Below are 15,464 nucleotides of genomic sequence, written 5' to 3'. Positions count from 1 at the left end.
GATGACCTCGCCCCGTCTCGCGCCTATCTTCCTCGCATGACCGACACCCTCGACACCGCTCCACAGACCCTGGACGAAATCCCCCGCGCCACGACGCAGGATGGGCCGAACGTGCGGCTCTATCTGGTCGACGGATCGGGGTTCATCTTCCGGGCCTTCCATGCGCTGCCGCCCTTGACCCGCAAGTCGGACGGCCTGCCGGTGGGCGCGGTGTCTGGCTTCTGCAACATGCTGTGGAAGCTCTTGGTCGACATGAAGGCCCAGGCCGAGGCGCCAACCCACCTGGCGGTGATCTTCGACCATTCCGAGAAGACCTTCCGCAACCAGCTCTACGATCAGTACAAGGCCCACCGTCCGCCGCCGCCGGAGGACCTGATCCCGCAGTTCCCCCTGGTGCGCGACGCCACCAAGGCCTTCGGCGTGCCCTGCCTGGAACTGCCGGGCTATGAGGCCGACGACCTGATCGCCGCCTACGCCTGCAAGGTGCGCGACGCCGGCGGCGAGGTGGTGATCGTCTCCTCCGACAAGGACCTGATGCAGCTGGTGGGACCCCGCGTCTCGATGCTGGATACGATGAAGACGCCCAACCTGGTGATCCGCGAGGCGCAGGTGTTCGACAAGTTCGGGGTGACGCCGGACAAGGTGGTGGACGTCCAGTCCCTGTGCGGCGACAGCGTCGACAACGTGCCGGGCGCGCCGGGCATCGGCATCAAGACGGCGTCGGCCCTGATCAACGAATACGGCGACCTGGAGACCCTGCTGGCCCGCGCCGGCGAGATCAAGCAGGACAAGCGCCGCCAGACCCTGATCGACTTCGCCGACCAGATCCGGCTCTCGCAGCAGCTGGTGAGGCTCGACTGCGACACGCCCCTGCCCGAGCCGGTCGATCAGCTGGCGGTTCGACCGCCGGACCCCGAGGTGCTCGCCGCCTTCCTGGATAAGATGGAGTTCCGCACCATCGCGCGGCGCGTCGCCGAGGTGCTGGGCGGCGCCACGGCGCCCAGCGCGGCGCCGACCCCGGAGCCCAAGGCCGCGCCGGAGGCTCCGAAGCACGGCGCCATCGACGTCAACGCCTACCAATGCGTCCGCGATGTCGAGACCCTCGACGCCTGGATCTCCAAGGCCTTCGCCAAGGGGCTGGTGGCCTTCGACACCGAGACCGACGCGCTTTCGTCCTCGGCGGCCAACCTCTGCGGCGTGTCGCTCGCCCTCGCGCCCGGCGAGGCCTGCTACATCCCCGTCGGCCACGAGCATGAGCACGAGGGCGGCCTGCAGCTCGACGCGCCCGCAGCCCTCGACCAGATCCCGCTGGAGACGGTGATCGCCAAGCTGAAGCCGCTGCTGGAAGCGCCGGGCGTGCTGAAGGTCGCGCAGAACGGCAAGTACGATATGGCGGTGCTGTCGCGCTATGGGATCAGCGTCGGGCCGATCGACGACACCATGCTGATCGCCTTCGCGCTCGAAGGCGGCCTGCACAAGAGCTACGGCATGGACGAGCTCTCCAAACGCCTCTTGGACCACGAGCCGATCAGCTTCAAGACCGTCGCCGGGACCGGCAAGGGGCAGAAGAGTTTCAAGCACGTCGAGCTGGGGGCGGCGACCTGCTACGCGGCGGAAGACGCCGACGTCACGCTTCGGATCTATGAGCACCTCAAGCCCCGCCTGACCCACGAGAAGCTGACCACGGTCTACGAGACCCTGGAGCGGCCGATGCCCAAGGTGCTGGTCGAGATGGAGCTGGCGGGCGTCAAGGTCGACCCCGAGACCCTGCGCCGGCTCTCCAACGACTTCGCCGTGCGGATGGGCGAGCTTGAGCTGGACGCCCACCGCGTCGCCGGCCGGCCGTTCAACCTGGGCTCGCCCAAGCAGATCGGCGACATCCTGTTCGGCGAGATGGGCATCGCGTCCGGCAAGACCACCGCCACCGGCGCCATGTCCACCGACGCCTCGATGCTGGAGGACCTGGCCGCCCAGGGCCACGAGCTGCCGCGCATCCTGCTGGACTGGCGCCAGCTCTCGAAGCTGAAGGGCACCTATACCGACAACCTGGTCGCCGCGATCGATCCCAGGACCAGCCGTGTCCACACGTCGTACTCGCTGGCGGCGGCGACGACGGGCCGCCTCGCCTCCTCGGACCCCAATCTGCAGAACATCCCGGTGCGGACCGAGGAAGGCCGCAAGATCCGCAAGGCCTTCATCGCCGAGCCCGGCCATGTGCTGATCAGCGCCGACTACAGCCAGATCGAACTGCGCCTGCTCGCTCACATCGGCGACATCCCGCAGCTGAAGGCCGCCTTCGCCCAAGGCTTGGACATCCACGCCATGACCGCCTCGGAGATGTTCGGCGTGCCGGTGGAGGGCATGCCCGCCGAGACGCGCCGGCGCGCCAAGGCGATCAACTTCGGCATCGTCTACGGCATCTCGGCCTTTGGCCTCGCCAACCAGCTGTCGATCCCGCGCGAAGAAGCCGGCGCCTACATCAAGACCTACTTCGAGCGCTTCCCCGGCATCCGCACCTATATGGACCGCATGCAGCGCCAGGTGCGCGCCGAGGGCTTCGTCACCACCATCTTCGGCCGCAAGATCTACATCCCGGCGGCCCAGGGGAAATCCCCGGCCGAGCGGGCGTTTGGCGACCGCGCCGCGATCAACGCCCCGATCCAGGGCGCCGCGGCCGATGTGATCCGCCGCGCCATGGTGCGCATGCCGCAAGCGCTGCGCGACGCGGGCCTGACGGCGAAGATGCTGCTGCAGGTGCACGACGAACTGATCTTCGAGGCGCCGGAGGCGGAAGCCGACGCGGTGATCGCGGTCGCCAAGCGGATCATGGAGAAGGCGCCTGAACCTGCGGTCGCCTTGACCGTTCCCTTGGTTGTGGACGCCCGTGCGGCGGCCAATTGGGACGACGCGCACTAGGAGAGCGTCTGCGATGGATGGGAATGCGGCCGCCATTGTCGACGCGGCGCCGCGTATCCGGGTGTTCGCGCGCCTGCGCCACCGCTTCTCCGTCTCGCCCTGGGCCGCCGCCGTGGAGATGACCGCGCGCCTCGGCTACATGGCGCGCGGCATGGTCTACCTGAGCGTCGGCGCCATCGCCCTCCTGGCCGCGATGGGCCTGACGCCGCATCCGCACGGCGCGATCGGCGCGCTCAAGGCCTGGGCCCGGTGGCCGCTGGGCGTGCTGCTGCTGTGGGTGACGGGCGTCGGCCTCTACGGTTTCGCCGGCTGGCGCGCCCTGCAGGCGGTGTTCGACGCCGACAATCAGGGGACCCGCCCCAAGGCGCTGGCGAGCCGCCTGGGCCAGGCGCTGAGCGGCTTCATCTACGGCAGCCTGGCGGTGTCGATCTTCGGGGTCATCGACACCCTGCACGACCTGCGTCACGCCGAGCTCGAGAAGACCAGCGAACGGGTCGCCAAGGTGATGGCCTGGCCGCTCGGCCCGAAGCTGGTGATCCTGCTCGGCCTGTTCATCATCGCCTGCGGCGTCGGCAACGCGGTGCGGGCGGCGTTCGACAACTTCGGCTCGACGCTCAAGTGCCGGCCGAGCGTGGCCAGTTGGGCCTGCTGGCTGGCGCGGATCGGCTATTTGGGGCGCGGCCTGGCCATGCTGCCGGTGGGCTTCTTCATGCTGCGCGCCGGCTGGCACGAGCGCGCCACCGAGGCGCGCGGGGTCGGCGGCGCGCTCGGCGCCCTGCACGCCCAAGCGTTCGGCGACGAGATGATGGGTCTGGTCTCCCTAGGCGTCGCAGCCTTCGGCGCCTTCGCCTTCATTGAGGCCTGGTATCGCCCGATCCGCCCGGAACAGGCGTTCAGCAGCCCCGCCTAGCGGCCAGTTTGGGGGTCCTGGTGGAGCCGAGGGGAATCGAACCCCTGACCTCCTCATTGCGAACGAGGCGCTCTACCATCTGAGCTACGGCCCCCTAGAAACCACGGGGGATGACCAGGAAGGCGCGGAATAACCCTTTTGCGCCCGCCTCTGTCAAGCCGCCGCGAGGCCCCAGGCGCCTCAGACGGCCACGGCGCAGCCTTGTCAGGTCCGCAAAGGCCGCTAGAACCGCGTCATGGGATCCTTTCTGCTCTTCATCATCGACGCGCTTTTGAACCTGCTGGTCATCGCGATCATCGTCAGCGCGATCCTGTCGTGGCTGGTGGCCTTCGACGTGATCAACCTGCGCAACCAGTTCGTCTACAACATCGCCCGCTTCCTGGACGCGGTGACCCGGCCGATCCTGCGGCCGGTGCAGAAGGTCATTCCGCCGATCGGCGGCGTCGACATCAGCCCGATCATCGTCCTGCTGGTCCTGCAGGGCATCCGCATCTATCTGCTGCCGCTGGCCTTTGGACCGATCATCGCGGTGCTGCACTAGGCGCACGGGGCCCCCGGCGCGATTTCGCGAGGCCGTTCGGAACCTATCGTTCGGCGGCCGGTTATGGGCTGCGATCCCTCGGCCCTCCCCCCGCCGAGCAGATCATGGGCCGGCCCGGCGAACACCCTGGCATCCCCCCGACCAAAGCGTCGGGCCGGCCTCCCCCTTCTCCTCTAGCGGACGCGCCGGAGCCGGGCCAAATATGCGCCCATGCCCTCGTCGCAGCCCCCGTCGCAGCCTACCTCCAAGCCCCGCGCCGACCTCGCCCGCCTGATCGCCGACGCGCGGCGCCTCGTGGTGTTCACCGGCGCCGGCATCTCCACCGAATCCGGCATTCCCGACTTCCGCAGCCCGGGCGGTGTGTGGAGCAAGATGAAGCCGATCTATTTCCAGGACTTCGTTTCCGACCCGGCCAGGCGCCGCGAGGCCTGGGAGCGGGCCTTCTCCGGCCGCGCCGGCTGGGTGGGCCGCGAGCCCAACGCCGGGCATTTCGCGGTCGCCCGTCTGGTCGCCCAGGGCAAGGCCACCGCGGTGATCACCCAGAACGTCGACAACCTGCACCAGGCCTCCGGCGTGCCGGCCGACAAGATCATCGAGCTGCACGGCAACGCCAGCTACGCCACCTGCCTGGAATGCGCCGAGCGGCACGAACTGGACGAGCTGAAGGAGAGCTTCCTGAAGGCCGGCGAGATTCCCTACTGCCGCCGCTGCGGCGGGCTGGTGAAGACCGCGACCATCTCCTTCGGCCAGGCCATGCCGCTCGAGCCCATGGCGCGGGCCGAGGCCGCGACGCTCGATTGCGACACGTTCCTGGTGCTGGGCTCGTCGCTGGTCGTCCACCCGGCGGCCGGCTTCCCGCTGATGGCCAAGCAGAACGGCGCGAAGCTGGCCATCGTCAACCGCGAGCCCACCGACCTGGACGCCTACGCCGACCTCGTGCTGCGCGACGAGATCGGCCCAGCGATGACCGCCGCGGCGCCGGCCAACTAGCCTACTTCGGCGGCGCCGCCTGGGGGATGGCCGGCGGCAGGCCTGACGCTGTGGGCGCCGCCGCCGGACCGGGCCCGCCAGGGTTGGGGGAAGCTCCCGGCGCGGCCTGCGGAGGGCCGAAACTGGCCTGCAGGGCGCGCATGCCGCCCTCGACCATCGCGCCGCAGCGCTTGGCCTCGTCGTTCAGCGGCTTGCCCTGCAGCTTGGCGGCTTCGGTCTTCACCGCCGCCGGCAGATCGATGCCGGGGGACCTGGCGCTGATCCGGCCGATGAAGAAGTAGACCCCGAGGAGTGCGGCCTGTTGTCGCTGCTTGTCGCGGCCGAGCGCGTACATGGTCAGCAGGCAGCGGACGTCGCCGCTCACGGCCGACGAACCGGCAATACCCGCGACAGGCGAAGTTTTCGCCTGTGGCGCGGCAGTCGCGGGCAGGGCGAACACCAGCAACGACAGGGCTGCCAACCCCCTTGATAATTCTCGCATAATAACCCCTTTGAAAAACCGCTGATATGTACCGGTGTCTCGCTTTTGCAGGTCAAGCCCTCCCCGGCGCGAAACCTGTGCAAGCCGAGATGACAGCCGAATATTCGGCGGCAATTGGCGAGATGGCACGCTTCGGCGCGATTGTCTTGCAGGGGATCGAGTTGAGATGCGTAGGCTGAACCAGATTCTACTGACCGCCGCGGCGACCGGTGTGCTGCTGTCCGGCGGCGTGGCGCAGGCCGCCAATCTGCTGAACGACGGCAGCTTCGAGGCCTACAACATCGGGACCGGCAACTACACCTATCCGGGCCTGCCCTTCGGCACCATCTCGCCGATCGGCGCGACCCCCGTGGCCAACGCCTGGACCTACAACGGCGCGGCGCTCGTCAACGCCTCGGGCTCAAGCGCCTGGTACGGCGGCTCGGGTCCCAGCGGCAAGGACGGCGTGCAGTTCGCCTCCCTGCAGGGCGCGAGCACCATCACCCAGAGCTTCACGGCCGCGGCGTCCACCGAGCACCTCGGCTGGCTGAGCGCCGGCCGCGCCTGCTGCAGCGGCGGCGCGGAGACCTACGACGTGACCGTGAACGGAACGCAGGTCGGCTCCAACTTCACCACCGTCAGCGGCTCGAACTTCGGCTTCAACAGCCTGACGCTCTCCGGCCTCACCGCGGGCGACAGCTACACCCTGGGCTTCCAGGGCCTGACCGGCAGCGACGAGACCGCCTTCCTGGACAACGTCGTCCTGCAGAACGCCGCCTTCCCGCCGCCAGCGACCGCGCCCACCATCACCCGGCTCAGCAACCTGACGCACACCGACCCGGGGGTGCCCGTCGACCAGCAGACGGTCGTCGACTTCGATCATCCGAACGCGCCGGGCTTCGGCTTCGCCGGCGGCTATGTGCGCTCCGGCGCGCTCGGCCTCGACCCCAGCGTCAGCGCGCCGCCGCCGGGCGACCTGACCAACTACGAGACGGTGCTGGGCGGCGAGCAGGCGGTGTTTACCTCGCCGACGCCGATGACCAGCTTCAGCTTCTTCTTGGGCTCGCCGGACTCCTACAACAGCGTCGAGCTGCTCGGGCCCGGGGGCTACGACTGGACGCTCCAGGGCGACGCCATCTGGGGCGGCGTGCCGCCGGGCAACGGCGACCAGTCGATCGGCCTGCGCATCCGCTACGACTTCGGGTCCAACCCGGTGGACAAGATCATCTTCGGGTCGGCCGGCAACTCCTTCGAGTTCGACACGCTCGCGGCCAACCTGGGCGTGCCCGAACCCGCCACCTGGGCGCTGATGATCCTGGGCTTCGGCGGCGTCGGCGCGACGCTGCGCAACCGCCGCCGCCAGGCACCCGCCGCCGTCTGACTCCGAGACCTCGGTCCAGGTCGTCGCGGATAGGCAAAGCTCCGGCCGCCGCCAGGCGCCGGGGTTTTTGCTTTGCTGGGGCTTTCTGCTGTCGGGAAGATGGTGCCGCCTAGAGGACTCGAACCTCCGACCTACGCATTACGAATGCGCCGCTCTACCAGCTGAGCTAAGGCGGCCCAAGAAGGCCTGGTCTTGGTGCGGCGCGAACAACCCCCGCCGCGAAGGAGGGCCTATTTAGCGGCTCTCGGCGCACTCGCCAAGCGGCCACGGCCAGAGCCTCGATTTGCGCCGCGCCGCGCCGGCGCCGGACCGGGGTCGGCGGTGGTCTGGTCCTCCTCGCCGTAGCGCTCGTCATCCAGCGCATAGAGCTGTGGCGCGCGGCCGTCGGCGCTGAGGAACGGGGCGTCCGCATAGGCGATCGGCAGCTCCGGCAGGGCGTTCATCACGCGCTCCGCGCGCTCGTGGCGCGGATGGATCAGCTCGCCGCTCTCGGCGAAGGTCATCACCAGCCGCGCCCAGTCCAGCGCCTGGTAGGCGAAGGCGCGGCCCTCGGGGTCGAGGTCGGACCAGTCGGGCTCCTGCGGGGCGTTCATCCCCTGAGCGAGCCACAGCCGCGCCTCGTCCGGCTGGCCGCAGGCGTAGGCGACGCGGGCATGCAGGCCCGCCAGCCGGGCGGTGAGCGGCTCGGTCTCCAGGCTCACGGTCGCTTCGCGGGCGCCCGTGGCGTCGTTGACGATCAGCGCGCGCTCGACATTGAGGATGCGGCTCTCGCGGTGGCCGGGGTTCTGGGCGGCAAGGTCGGTCAGGCGGCGCGCCCGCTCGGCTGGGGTCTCGTTGGTCTTCAGGTCGCGGTAGGCGAGCCAGAGCGCCGGGTGCGGCGCGACCTTCCAGGCGTTCTCCAGGGTCTGGGTCGCGCGGCCGAGCTTGCCGTCGGCGGCCAAGAGGCGCGCCGCCATGACGACGCCCGGCGCGAAGCCTGGCTGCAGCTTGGCGGCCTCGACGGCGCTGTCCAGGGCCTGCGCCCGCGTCTTGGCGTCGGCGGAGGTCTCCTGTTGCGCCGCGAGCGCCGCCAGCAGGGCGGCGCGGGCGCGCTCGGCGGTGACCGGCGGGACGATCTTGCGGTCGAGCGCGTTCTTCACCAGCTCGAGGCCCGCGCTCCATTCGGCGGCGGCGAGGCGGTTTTCCAGGAGCGCGCGCCAGGCCCAGCGCGCGCTGCGGGTCTCGCTGAAGGCCTCCTGGGCGTGACGCAGCGCGGTCTCGCGCTCGCCCTGCGCCAGCGCCAGCTGCATCAGCCCCTTGTGGCCGGCGAGCCGCATCTCCGGGAAGCCCAGCATGGCGGAATAGGCGGCCTGGGTCGCGGCCACATCGCCGGCGGCCTCGGCGGCCTGGGCGGCCAGCACCCGGACCAGGCCCGGCGTCTCGTCGGCGAGGTCGGCCGCCTTCTGCGCCAGGCGGCGGGCCTCGGAGCCGTCGCCGGCGGCGGCGGCCAGGAAACCGCGGGTCAGGGCCTCGTTGGCTTGGCGCCGCCGCGCCTCGGCGCGGGCGCGGGCCGTCCGTTGCGGCGCAGCCAGGACCCACAATAGCGTGCGCCAGAAGACCGTGGTGAGGAGCGCGCCCAAGAGCACGATCAGCACCATCACCGCGGCCGTCATGTCGGCGCGCCAGCCCAGCCAGACCACGCTCGCGCGCCCAGCGTCGCCGGTCAGCGCCAGGGCGGCGACCGCGGCGGCGGCGACAAACAGGACGACGAGGCTGGCCCTGATCATCGGCCCGTCCTCACGCGCCGCCTCTGGCCTGCGCGGCCAGGGTCTGCAGCGCGCGGGCCCGCAGCGCCTCGGCGTTGCGGTCGATCTCGGCGCGCCGCTCGGCGCGCGCCCGCCAGGCCGCCATGGCGTCCCGCGCCCCGGGCGGCAAGCGATCCAGCGTGCGCAAGGCCTTGTCGAGGTCGCCATCGTCCACCTGCCGCTCGGCGCGGGCCAGGAGGGCGTCGACGCTGTCGCCGGCCTGCTCGCCGATCCGGCGCAGGTTCACGACCCGGGAAAGCTCATAGACGATCCGTTCGCCAAGCCCCGCCTTGGAACCCGGCGCGCGCGCGGCGCTGGCGGCGCGGGCGGCGTAGTCTGGATAGGTCGCCGCGAGCGCGGTGCGGCTGGGGGCGCCGGCCTGGGCGAGGCGCGCCAGGGCCTGCAGCTCCGGCGAGGGCGGCGAGATGGCGCGTAGGCTGGACAGCTCGTCGGCGAAGGGGCCCGTGCCCTGGCTCGCCTCGACGACGGCGGCGGCGGCCAGCGCCGCCGCGGCGGCCTGCGAGGCGTGGCTCTCCTGCGCCTCCAGCGTGGCGACCCGGGCGCTCAGCCGGCCGACATCGGCCGACGGCGCCGCGGGCGCGACGGCGGGCGCAGGCGCAGGCGGGAAGGCTGCGGCCGGGGCCTCGCGCTCGCCCGGCGCGGGCGTATCGATGGTGGTCTTCGCCGCGGCGGGCGCGGGCTTGGGCGCGAACAGCTTCGGCCCGAAGTCGGCGATGCCGACCCCGGCCAGCACGCAGAGCAGCATGAGCACCATCATCGCCCAGAAGGTCGCGCCCAGCAGGGGCTTGGGCCGATAGGCGGCCGGATCCTTCGGCGGGCTGAGCTCGGGGACGGGCGGCGAGGTCATGAGGTGCGGTCTATCAGATTTAGCAGCGCCCCTTCGAGAGGCATGGAGGGAAACACCCGCGCCGCCAGCTTGGCGCGCGCCAACGGCTTGACCACCGCCTTGGAGAGGCCGAGCGCGCGCAGTTTCGGCGCGGGATGCGCCTTGACAAGCGCCGCCAGCACCTGGGCGGCGCGCGGCGAATGCAGGAGCACCGCGTCGCTGGTGACCAGCTGGCTCGCCGCCTCGGCGTCCAGTTTGAGCGGCAGGGTTTCATAGAGCGTCAGGCGCCGCGCCTCGACGCCATGCTTCTCCAGCGCGCCAGCCAGGTCGCCGGCCAGGTCGACGGCGCCCGGATGCAGCACGGCGCCGCGCAGCTCGCCGCGCCGCTGGCCGATGCCTTCGGCGAGCGCCTCGACATCGCCGTCGGCCGAGAGCACCAGCTTGAACCCGGCGGCCCGCGCCGCCTGCGCGGTCGCCGCGCCCACAGCGAACACCCGGATCGCGCGTTCCGGCGAGATGTCGGAAAAGGCCCGCACGCCATTGGCGCTGGTGAAGGCCAGCGCCGCGACCCCATGCAGGTCGATCTGCACGTCCGGCAGCGCGTGCACCATCAGCAGCGGCGCGATCACCGCCTCATGCCCCAGCGCCCGCACCCGCTCAGCCGTGGCGTCGGCGCCGGGCTGGGCGCGGGTGATCCAGATCTTCTGACGACGACGGGCCATGGGTCCAATTAGAGCCCATTGCCTTAACCTTCTGCAAACCGTGTTAGGTCGGCAGTGGCCGCACCGCGCAGAGACCTCTGATGACTGACAAACCCGAAGAGACCCCGATCCAGCGGGCCCTGCGCCTGAAGAACGAGAAGATCGCCGCGCGGCCGAAGCCGCCCCGCGGCGGCAAGTTCCAGCGCGAGCAGGCCGCCGCGGCCCACGCCTCGTCGAAGTCCAAGCCCTGGATGTCGCGCTAGCTGAGGTCGATCGCGTCGCCGGCCTCGGCCTTGACCGCCAGGCCCAGGGAGAGGCCGAGCGCCCGAGCGGAGGCCTCGGCATCCGCGAGTTCCGTGAGGTCGGCCTCGCCTGCGTGGCGGAAACGCCGGGCGCCGTCCGTCGACAGCGCTTCGACGATCAGCTTCAGGTGCGCGCCCTCGAACCAGGCATGCGCCCCGATGGCTGTCTTGCAGGAGCCTTCGAGCGCGGCCAGGGCGCCGCGTTCGGCGGCCACAGCGACCACCGTCGGAACGTGGCGGATCGCCTGCACCCAGGCGGCGTCGCAGTCGCCCACGCGGGTCTCGATGGCGAGCGCGCCCTGGCCCGGCGCCGGCGGGCACTCGACCGGATCGATCAGGCTCTGGGCGCGGTCGCCCAGGCCCAGGCGCTTCAAGCCCGCATAGGCCAGCAGGATCGCGTCGGCGTCGCCGGCCTGCAGCTTGGCCAGGCGCGTATCCACATTGCCGCGCAGCATCTGGACGTCGAGGTCGGGGCGGCGATGCAGCATCTGGGCCTGGCGCCGCAGGCTGGCGGTGCCGAGCACGGCGCCCTGCGGCAGGTCCTCCAGCCGCTCGGCCTTGAGGCTGAGGAAGGCGTCGCGCGGGTCCTCCCGCTCGGGGATGGCGGCGATGCAGAGGCCGTCCGGCAGCAGCGCCGGCATGTCCTTCAGCGAGTGCACCGCGCAGTCGATGCGGCCCTCCAGCAGGGCCTCCTCGATCTCCTTGGTGAACATGCCCTTGCCGCCGATCTCCAGCAGCCGGCGGTCCTGCACGCGGTCGCCGGTGGTGGTGATGACGATCAAGGGGGCGGCGGCCGCGACCTCGCCGGGCTTTTCCGGGTCGGCGCCCAGGGCGGCGGCGATGCGGCGCTGCATGTGGCCGGCCTGGGCGAGGCTGAGCTTGGAGCCCCGGGCGCCGATGCGGATTGGTTGCGTAGGCACGGTGGGAGGGCTACCTCGGAGCGGACTGCAAGATGCGCCTGCTACAGGAGCGGGCGCCCCCCGGCAACCGGATGACCCCCGACAGCAAGACCCAAACCGTCCTCGGCCTGGAGACGAGCTGCGACGAGACCGCGGCCGCGGTCGTGCGCCTGGACGCTGACGGGACCGTCGAGGTGCTCTCCTCGGTGATCGCCAGCCAGATCGCCGCCCACGCGCCGTTCGGCGGCGTGGTGCCGGAGATCGCGGCGCGGGCGCATGTGGAGAGCATCGACGCCATCGCCGCCCAGGCCCTGGCTGACGCGGGGGTCGGGTTCGACGGCCTGACCGGCGTCGCCGCGACCGCCGGGCCGGGCCTGGTCGGCGGCGTCATGGTCGGGCTGTCGTTCGGCAAGGCGATCGCGCTGGCGCGCGGCCTGCCGCTGGTGGCGGTGAACCATCTGGAGGGGCATGCGGTCTCGGCGCGGCTGGCGGCGCAGGTCGGCTATCCGTTCCTGCTGCTGCTGGTCAGCGGCGGGCACTGCCAGCTGCTGGCGGTCGAGGGCATCGGCGCCTGCCGGCGGCTCGGCTCGACCATCGATGACGCCGCCGGCGAGGCCTTCGACAAGATCGCCAAGACGCTCGGCCTGCCCTATCCGGGCGGCCCGGCGCTGGAGGCCCTGGCCGAAGCGGGCGATCCGGCACATTTCGAGCTTCCTCGAATGTTGCTCGGGCGGAAGGACTGCGATTTCTCGTTTTCCGGCCTGAAGACCGCGGCGGCGCGGATCGCGGAGGGGCTGAGCACGCAGGCCGAGCGCGCCGATCTGGCGGCGGCGGCGCAGGCGGCCATCGCCGCGCAGCTCGCCGAGCGGAGCGACCGGGCCATGGGGCTCTACGCGGCCGAGCATGCGGGACAGGGCCTGCGGTTCGTGGTGGCCGGCGGCGTCGCGGCCAACGGCGCGGTGCGCGTTCGGCTGCAGGCGGTCGCGCAGACGCGCGGATTTTCCTTTACCGCGCCGCCACTTGCCTACTGCACCGACAACGCCGCCATGATCGCTCTGGCCGGCGCCGAGCGGCTGGCGCTGGGCATGTCCGATCCGCTCGATGCACCCGCGAGACCCCGTTGGCCGTTGGATGAGGCCGCGGCCAGCGCCAACCCGACGCATGCGCCCGGCCGCAAGGGCGCGAAAGCATGAGCCAGAGAGCCGGAGTCATCGGCGGCGGCGCCTGGGGGACGGCGCTCGCCCAGGTCTGCGCGCGGGCCGGGCTGGAGACGATCCTATGGGCCCGCGAGGCCGACGTCGTGGCCTCGATCAACACCAGCCACGAGAACACCAGCTTCCTGCCGGGCGTGGAGCTCGATCCGGGAATCGTTTCCACAACCGACCTTGTGGACATGGAAGGCTGCGACGTGGTGCTGGCGGTGGCGCCGGCGCAGCATCTGCGCGCGGCCCTGACCGCGTTTGCGCCCCACGCCCGCGAGGGCCTGCCGATCCTGCTCTGCGCCAAGGGGATCGAGCAGGGGTCGCTGAAGCTGATGACCCAGGTGCTGGCCGAGACCATCCCCCAGGCCGCCCCGGCCGTGCTGTCGGGCCCAAGCTTCGCCGGCGAGGTGGCGCGCGGCCTGCCGACGGCGGTGACGCTGGCCTGTCCCGACCCCGGCTGCGCCGAGGCGCTCGCCGAGCTGATCGCCACCCCAACCTTTCGGCCCTACTTCGCCACCGACGTGATCGGCGCCGAGGCTGGCGGGGCGGTGAAGAACGTGCTGGCCATCGCCTGCGGCATCGTCGAGGGGCGCGGCCTGGGGCGCAGCGCGCACGCCGCCCTAATCACCCGCGGCTTCTCCGAACTCACCCGGATCGCCGTGGCGCTGGGCGGCCAGGCCGAGACCGTGGCCGGGCTGTGCGGCCTGGGCGACCTGGTGCTGACCTGCTCCAGCCCGCAGTCGCGCAACATGAGCGTCGGCCTGGCGCTCGGGCGCGGCCAGACGCTGGCGGACGCGCTCTCCGGCAAGCTGTCGGTCGCCGAGGGCGTCGCGACCGCGCCCGCCGTGCGACAGCTGGCCCGCAAGCTCGGCGTCGACGTCCCCATCTGCGAGGCTGTCGCCGCCATCCTGGCCGGCGAGGTCGGCGTCGACGACGCGATCCGTGGCCTGCTCTCCCGACCGCTCCGCGAGGAATAGACATGGCGCTCTTCATGCTGGCCTGCTTCGACAAGCCCAATTCGCTCGACCTGCGGATGGCCACCCGCGAGGCGCATCTGGCCTATGTCCGCGAGCACATCGCCGCGGTGAAGGTCGCCGGGCCCATGCTGGACGAGACCGAGGCCATGGCCGGGTCGCTGTTCATCCTCGATGTGGCGGACCTGGCCGCCGCCAAGGCCTTCAACGCGGCCGATCCCTATCAACTGGCCGGCGTCTTCGAGCGCGTCGAGGCCCGCGGCTTCCGGGCGACCATTGGATCGCTCTAGCGACAATCCGGCGAGGCCGCCGGCGGGCGTGCACCTCTGCGCGCTCGACGAGATCGCCGACCCGGGGTCGAAAGGCTTCCGGTTCCGCGTCGACACGCGGTTGTTCGCGGGCTTCGTGGTGCGCGCCGGCGACCTTCTCGCCGGCTACGTCGACCAGTGCCCGCACGCCGGCTGGCCGCTGGGCTTCGACGACCGCTACCTGACGCGAGCCGGCGACCACATCCTCTGCGCCGGCCACGGCGCGCTGTTCAGCCTGACCGGCGAGGGCGTGACGACGCCATGCCTCGGCGAGCGCCTGACGGCGTGGCCGGTGGAAGTCCGCGAGGGCGAGGTCTGGACGGCGTGAAAGATCCTCCACCAGCGCGCTTAGCGCGCGACAGGGGGAGGTGGCTCGGCGCGGAGCGGCGAGACGGAGGGGGTTTCACCCGCGGCGGACAGACCGGTGGGCTTTAACCCCCTCAGTCTGTCTCCGCAGACAGCTCCCCCTGAGGGGGAGCATCTATCACCCCGGCATCGCCTCGTTGCTGAACGCCGCCACGTCCTCGACGAGCGCCTTCACCGCGGTCGCCACCAGTTCGCCGCCCTTGTCCGGGGTCGCCTGGCCGGGGTCGGAGCCCATGCGGCCGTCGGGATAGCGGGCGCGGAAATCGAGCGCCTCGCGGATCGGGCCGGTGGGCGCGATCTGCGGGGCGTAGTTGGCCGACTTGATGCTGTCCGGATAGGCCCACTGGGTGACCGCGATCTCGGACGGCGTGGCGTGGCTGCCGTGGCCGGTGGGGAACTGGCGGTTGGCGAGCGCGAGCACGCCGCTAAGCTCCCACCAGTTCTTCTGCTTGCAGGCGAAGCCCCGGTTGCGCTGGCTGTAGGTGGCCTCTGCGTAGAGCTCGGAGAAGGCCGCGTCGATGGTCGCGACATTGCCGCCGTGGCCGTTGAGGAAATAGAGCTTCTCGAAGCCGGCGAGGCCGAGGCTGCGGCACCAGTCGCCGATCGCCGCCATGAAGGTCGAGGGGCGCAGCGCGATGGTGCCCGGGAAGCCCAGGTGGTGCTGCGCCATGCCGATGTTGAAGGTGGGCGCGACCAGCAGGTCGGGGTGCTGGCGCTGCGCCTGGTGGGCGATGATCTCGGGACAGAGCCAGTCGGTGCCCAACAGGCCGGTCGGACCGTGCTGCTCGTTGGAGCCGATGGGGATCACCACCGTCTTGTCGCGCTTCAGATAGTCCTCGATCTCTTGCCAGGTCGAGAGGTGCAGCAGCATGGGAAGGCCTCG

Annotated in this window: 15 protein-coding genes, 2 tRNA genes and 1 pseudogene; 10 read left to right on the top strand and 8 right to left on the bottom strand. The window is 71.2% G+C overall.

From position 1 onward, the window contains the following. Positions 1 to 36: 36 nt before the first annotated feature. Together polA and VKQ35_RS16480 are read left to right on the top strand one after the other, a co-directional pair. Entirely contained in the window at positions 37 to 2,916 is a 2,880-nt protein-coding gene (gene polA, locus VKQ35_RS16485; protein WP_324363564.1) for a DNA polymerase I, read from the top strand. A gap of 13 nt (positions 2,917 to 2,929) precedes the next feature. Next, positions 2,930 to 3,826, top strand: a complete 897-nt coding sequence (locus VKQ35_RS16480; RefSeq protein WP_324363562.1) for a DUF1206 domain-containing protein — start codon at positions 2,930 to 2,932, stop codon at positions 3,824 to 3,826. A gap of 18 nt (positions 3,827 to 3,844) precedes the next feature. On the opposite strand, the gene VKQ35_RS16475 is transcribed toward VKQ35_RS16480, so the two are convergent. Next, positions 3,845 to 3,920: transfer RNA gene (locus VKQ35_RS16475), tRNA-Ala, on the bottom strand. Positions 3,921 to 4,061: 141 nt separating this feature from the next. Here VKQ35_RS16475 and VKQ35_RS16470 point away from each other — a divergent pair. Together VKQ35_RS16470 and VKQ35_RS16465 are read left to right on the top strand one after the other, a co-directional pair. Further along, the gene (locus VKQ35_RS16470; RefSeq protein WP_324363560.1) at positions 4,062 to 4,367 is read left to right on the top strand and encodes a YggT family protein; all 306 of its coding nucleotides are present in this window, start codon (positions 4,062 to 4,064) and stop codon (positions 4,365 to 4,367) included. 210 nt (positions 4,368 to 4,577) lie between these two features. Further along, on the top strand, positions 4,578 to 5,357 hold the full coding sequence (locus VKQ35_RS16465; protein WP_324363558.1) for a Sir2 family NAD-dependent protein deacetylase: 780 nt from the start codon (positions 4,578 to 4,580) through the stop codon (positions 5,355 to 5,357). Between the two features lies 1 nt (position 5,358). Here the strand turns inward: VKQ35_RS16465 and VKQ35_RS16460 are convergent, their stop codons facing one another. Next, positions 5,359 to 5,721 (bottom strand): hypothetical protein, encoded by a 363-nt coding sequence (locus tag VKQ35_RS16460; protein ID WP_324363556.1) that lies wholly within the window; start codon positions 5,719 to 5,721, stop codon positions 5,359 to 5,361. Positions 5,722 to 7,099: 1,378 nt separating this feature from the next. On the opposite strand from VKQ35_RS16460, the pseudogene VKQ35_RS22085 reads away from it, so the two are divergent. Beyond that, positions 7,100 to 7,198: pseudogene (locus VKQ35_RS22085) on the top strand (PEPxxWA-CTERM sorting domain-containing protein); the annotation flags it as partial. Positions 7,199 to 7,298: 100 nt separating this feature from the next. On the opposite strand, the gene VKQ35_RS16450 reads toward VKQ35_RS22085, so the two are convergent. The 4 genes from VKQ35_RS16450 to VKQ35_RS16435 all read right to left on the bottom strand — a co-directional run bounded on the left by VKQ35_RS16450 (position 7,299) and on the right by VKQ35_RS16435 (position 10,551). After that, positions 7,299 to 7,374: transfer RNA gene (locus tag VKQ35_RS16450), tRNA-Thr, on the bottom strand. A gap of 54 nt (positions 7,375 to 7,428) precedes the next feature. Next, complete coding sequence (locus tag VKQ35_RS16445) at positions 7,429 to 8,964, bottom strand: heme biosynthesis protein HemY (RefSeq protein ID WP_324363552.1); 1,536 nt, start codon at positions 8,962 to 8,964, stop codon at positions 7,429 to 7,431. A 10-nt stretch (positions 8,965 to 8,974) separates the two neighbouring features. Then, on the bottom strand, positions 8,975 to 9,850 hold the full coding sequence (locus VKQ35_RS16440; RefSeq protein ID WP_324363550.1) for a hypothetical protein: 876 nt from the start codon (positions 9,848 to 9,850) through the stop codon (positions 8,975 to 8,977). Then, entirely contained in the window at positions 9,847 to 10,551 is a 705-nt protein-coding gene (locus VKQ35_RS16435; RefSeq protein WP_324363548.1) for a uroporphyrinogen-III synthase, read from the bottom strand. Before VKQ35_RS16435 ends, VKQ35_RS16440 begins: the two co-directional genes overlap by 4 nt. 80 nt (positions 10,552 to 10,631) lie before the next feature. On the opposite strand from VKQ35_RS16435, the gene VKQ35_RS16430 reads away from it, so the two are divergent. After that, the gene (locus tag VKQ35_RS16430; RefSeq protein WP_324363546.1) at positions 10,632 to 10,793 is read left to right on the top strand and encodes a hypothetical protein; all 162 of its coding nucleotides are present in this window, start codon (positions 10,632 to 10,634) and stop codon (positions 10,791 to 10,793) included. Here VKQ35_RS16430 and hemC read toward each other — a convergent pair. Next, complete coding sequence (gene hemC / locus VKQ35_RS16425; protein ID WP_324363544.1) at positions 10,790 to 11,752, bottom strand: hydroxymethylbilane synthase; 963 nt, start codon at positions 11,750 to 11,752, stop codon at positions 10,790 to 10,792. The two genes, VKQ35_RS16430 and hemC, sit on opposite strands and share 4 nt — an antisense overlap. Positions 11,753 to 11,823: 71 nt before the next feature. Between hemC and tsaD the strand changes: the two genes are divergently transcribed. The 4 genes from tsaD to VKQ35_RS16405 are packed head-to-tail and all read left to right on the top strand — an operon-like array spanning position 11,824 to position 14,543. Next, a complete protein-coding gene (tsaD, locus tag VKQ35_RS16420) occupies positions 11,824 to 12,924 on the top strand; it encodes a tRNA (adenosine(37)-N6)-threonylcarbamoyltransferase complex transferase subunit TsaD (RefSeq protein WP_324363701.1) in 1,101 nt (366 codons plus the stop codon). After that, entirely contained in the window at positions 12,921 to 13,910 is a 990-nt protein-coding gene (locus tag VKQ35_RS16415; protein WP_324363542.1) for an NAD(P)H-dependent glycerol-3-phosphate dehydrogenase, read from the top strand. The genes tsaD and VKQ35_RS16415 overlap by 4 nt, the downstream gene beginning before the upstream one ends. Before the next feature lie 2 nt (positions 13,911 to 13,912). Then, positions 13,913 to 14,197 (top strand): YciI family protein, encoded by a 285-nt coding sequence (locus VKQ35_RS16410; RefSeq protein WP_324363540.1) that lies wholly within the window; start codon positions 13,913 to 13,915, stop codon positions 14,195 to 14,197. Beyond that, a complete protein-coding gene (locus VKQ35_RS16405) occupies positions 14,184 to 14,543 on the top strand; it encodes a Rieske (2Fe-2S) protein (RefSeq protein ID WP_324363538.1) in 360 nt (119 codons plus the stop codon). Before VKQ35_RS16410 ends, VKQ35_RS16405 begins: the two co-directional genes overlap by 14 nt. A gap of 156 nt (positions 14,544 to 14,699) precedes the next feature. Here the strand turns inward: VKQ35_RS16405 and VKQ35_RS16400 are convergent, their stop codons facing one another. Next, the gene (locus tag VKQ35_RS16400; RefSeq protein ID WP_324363699.1) at positions 14,700 to 15,452 is read right to left on the bottom strand and encodes a creatininase family protein; all 753 of its coding nucleotides are present in this window, start codon (positions 15,450 to 15,452) and stop codon (positions 14,700 to 14,702) included. Positions 15,453 to 15,464: the final 12 nt, after the last annotated feature.

The sequence above is a fragment of the Phenylobacterium sp. genome, assembly GCF_035309685.1.
GTDB lineage: Bacteria > Pseudomonadota > Alphaproteobacteria > Caulobacterales > Caulobacteraceae > Phenylobacterium.
This window is presented reverse-complemented; position numbering and strand designations above follow the sequence as displayed.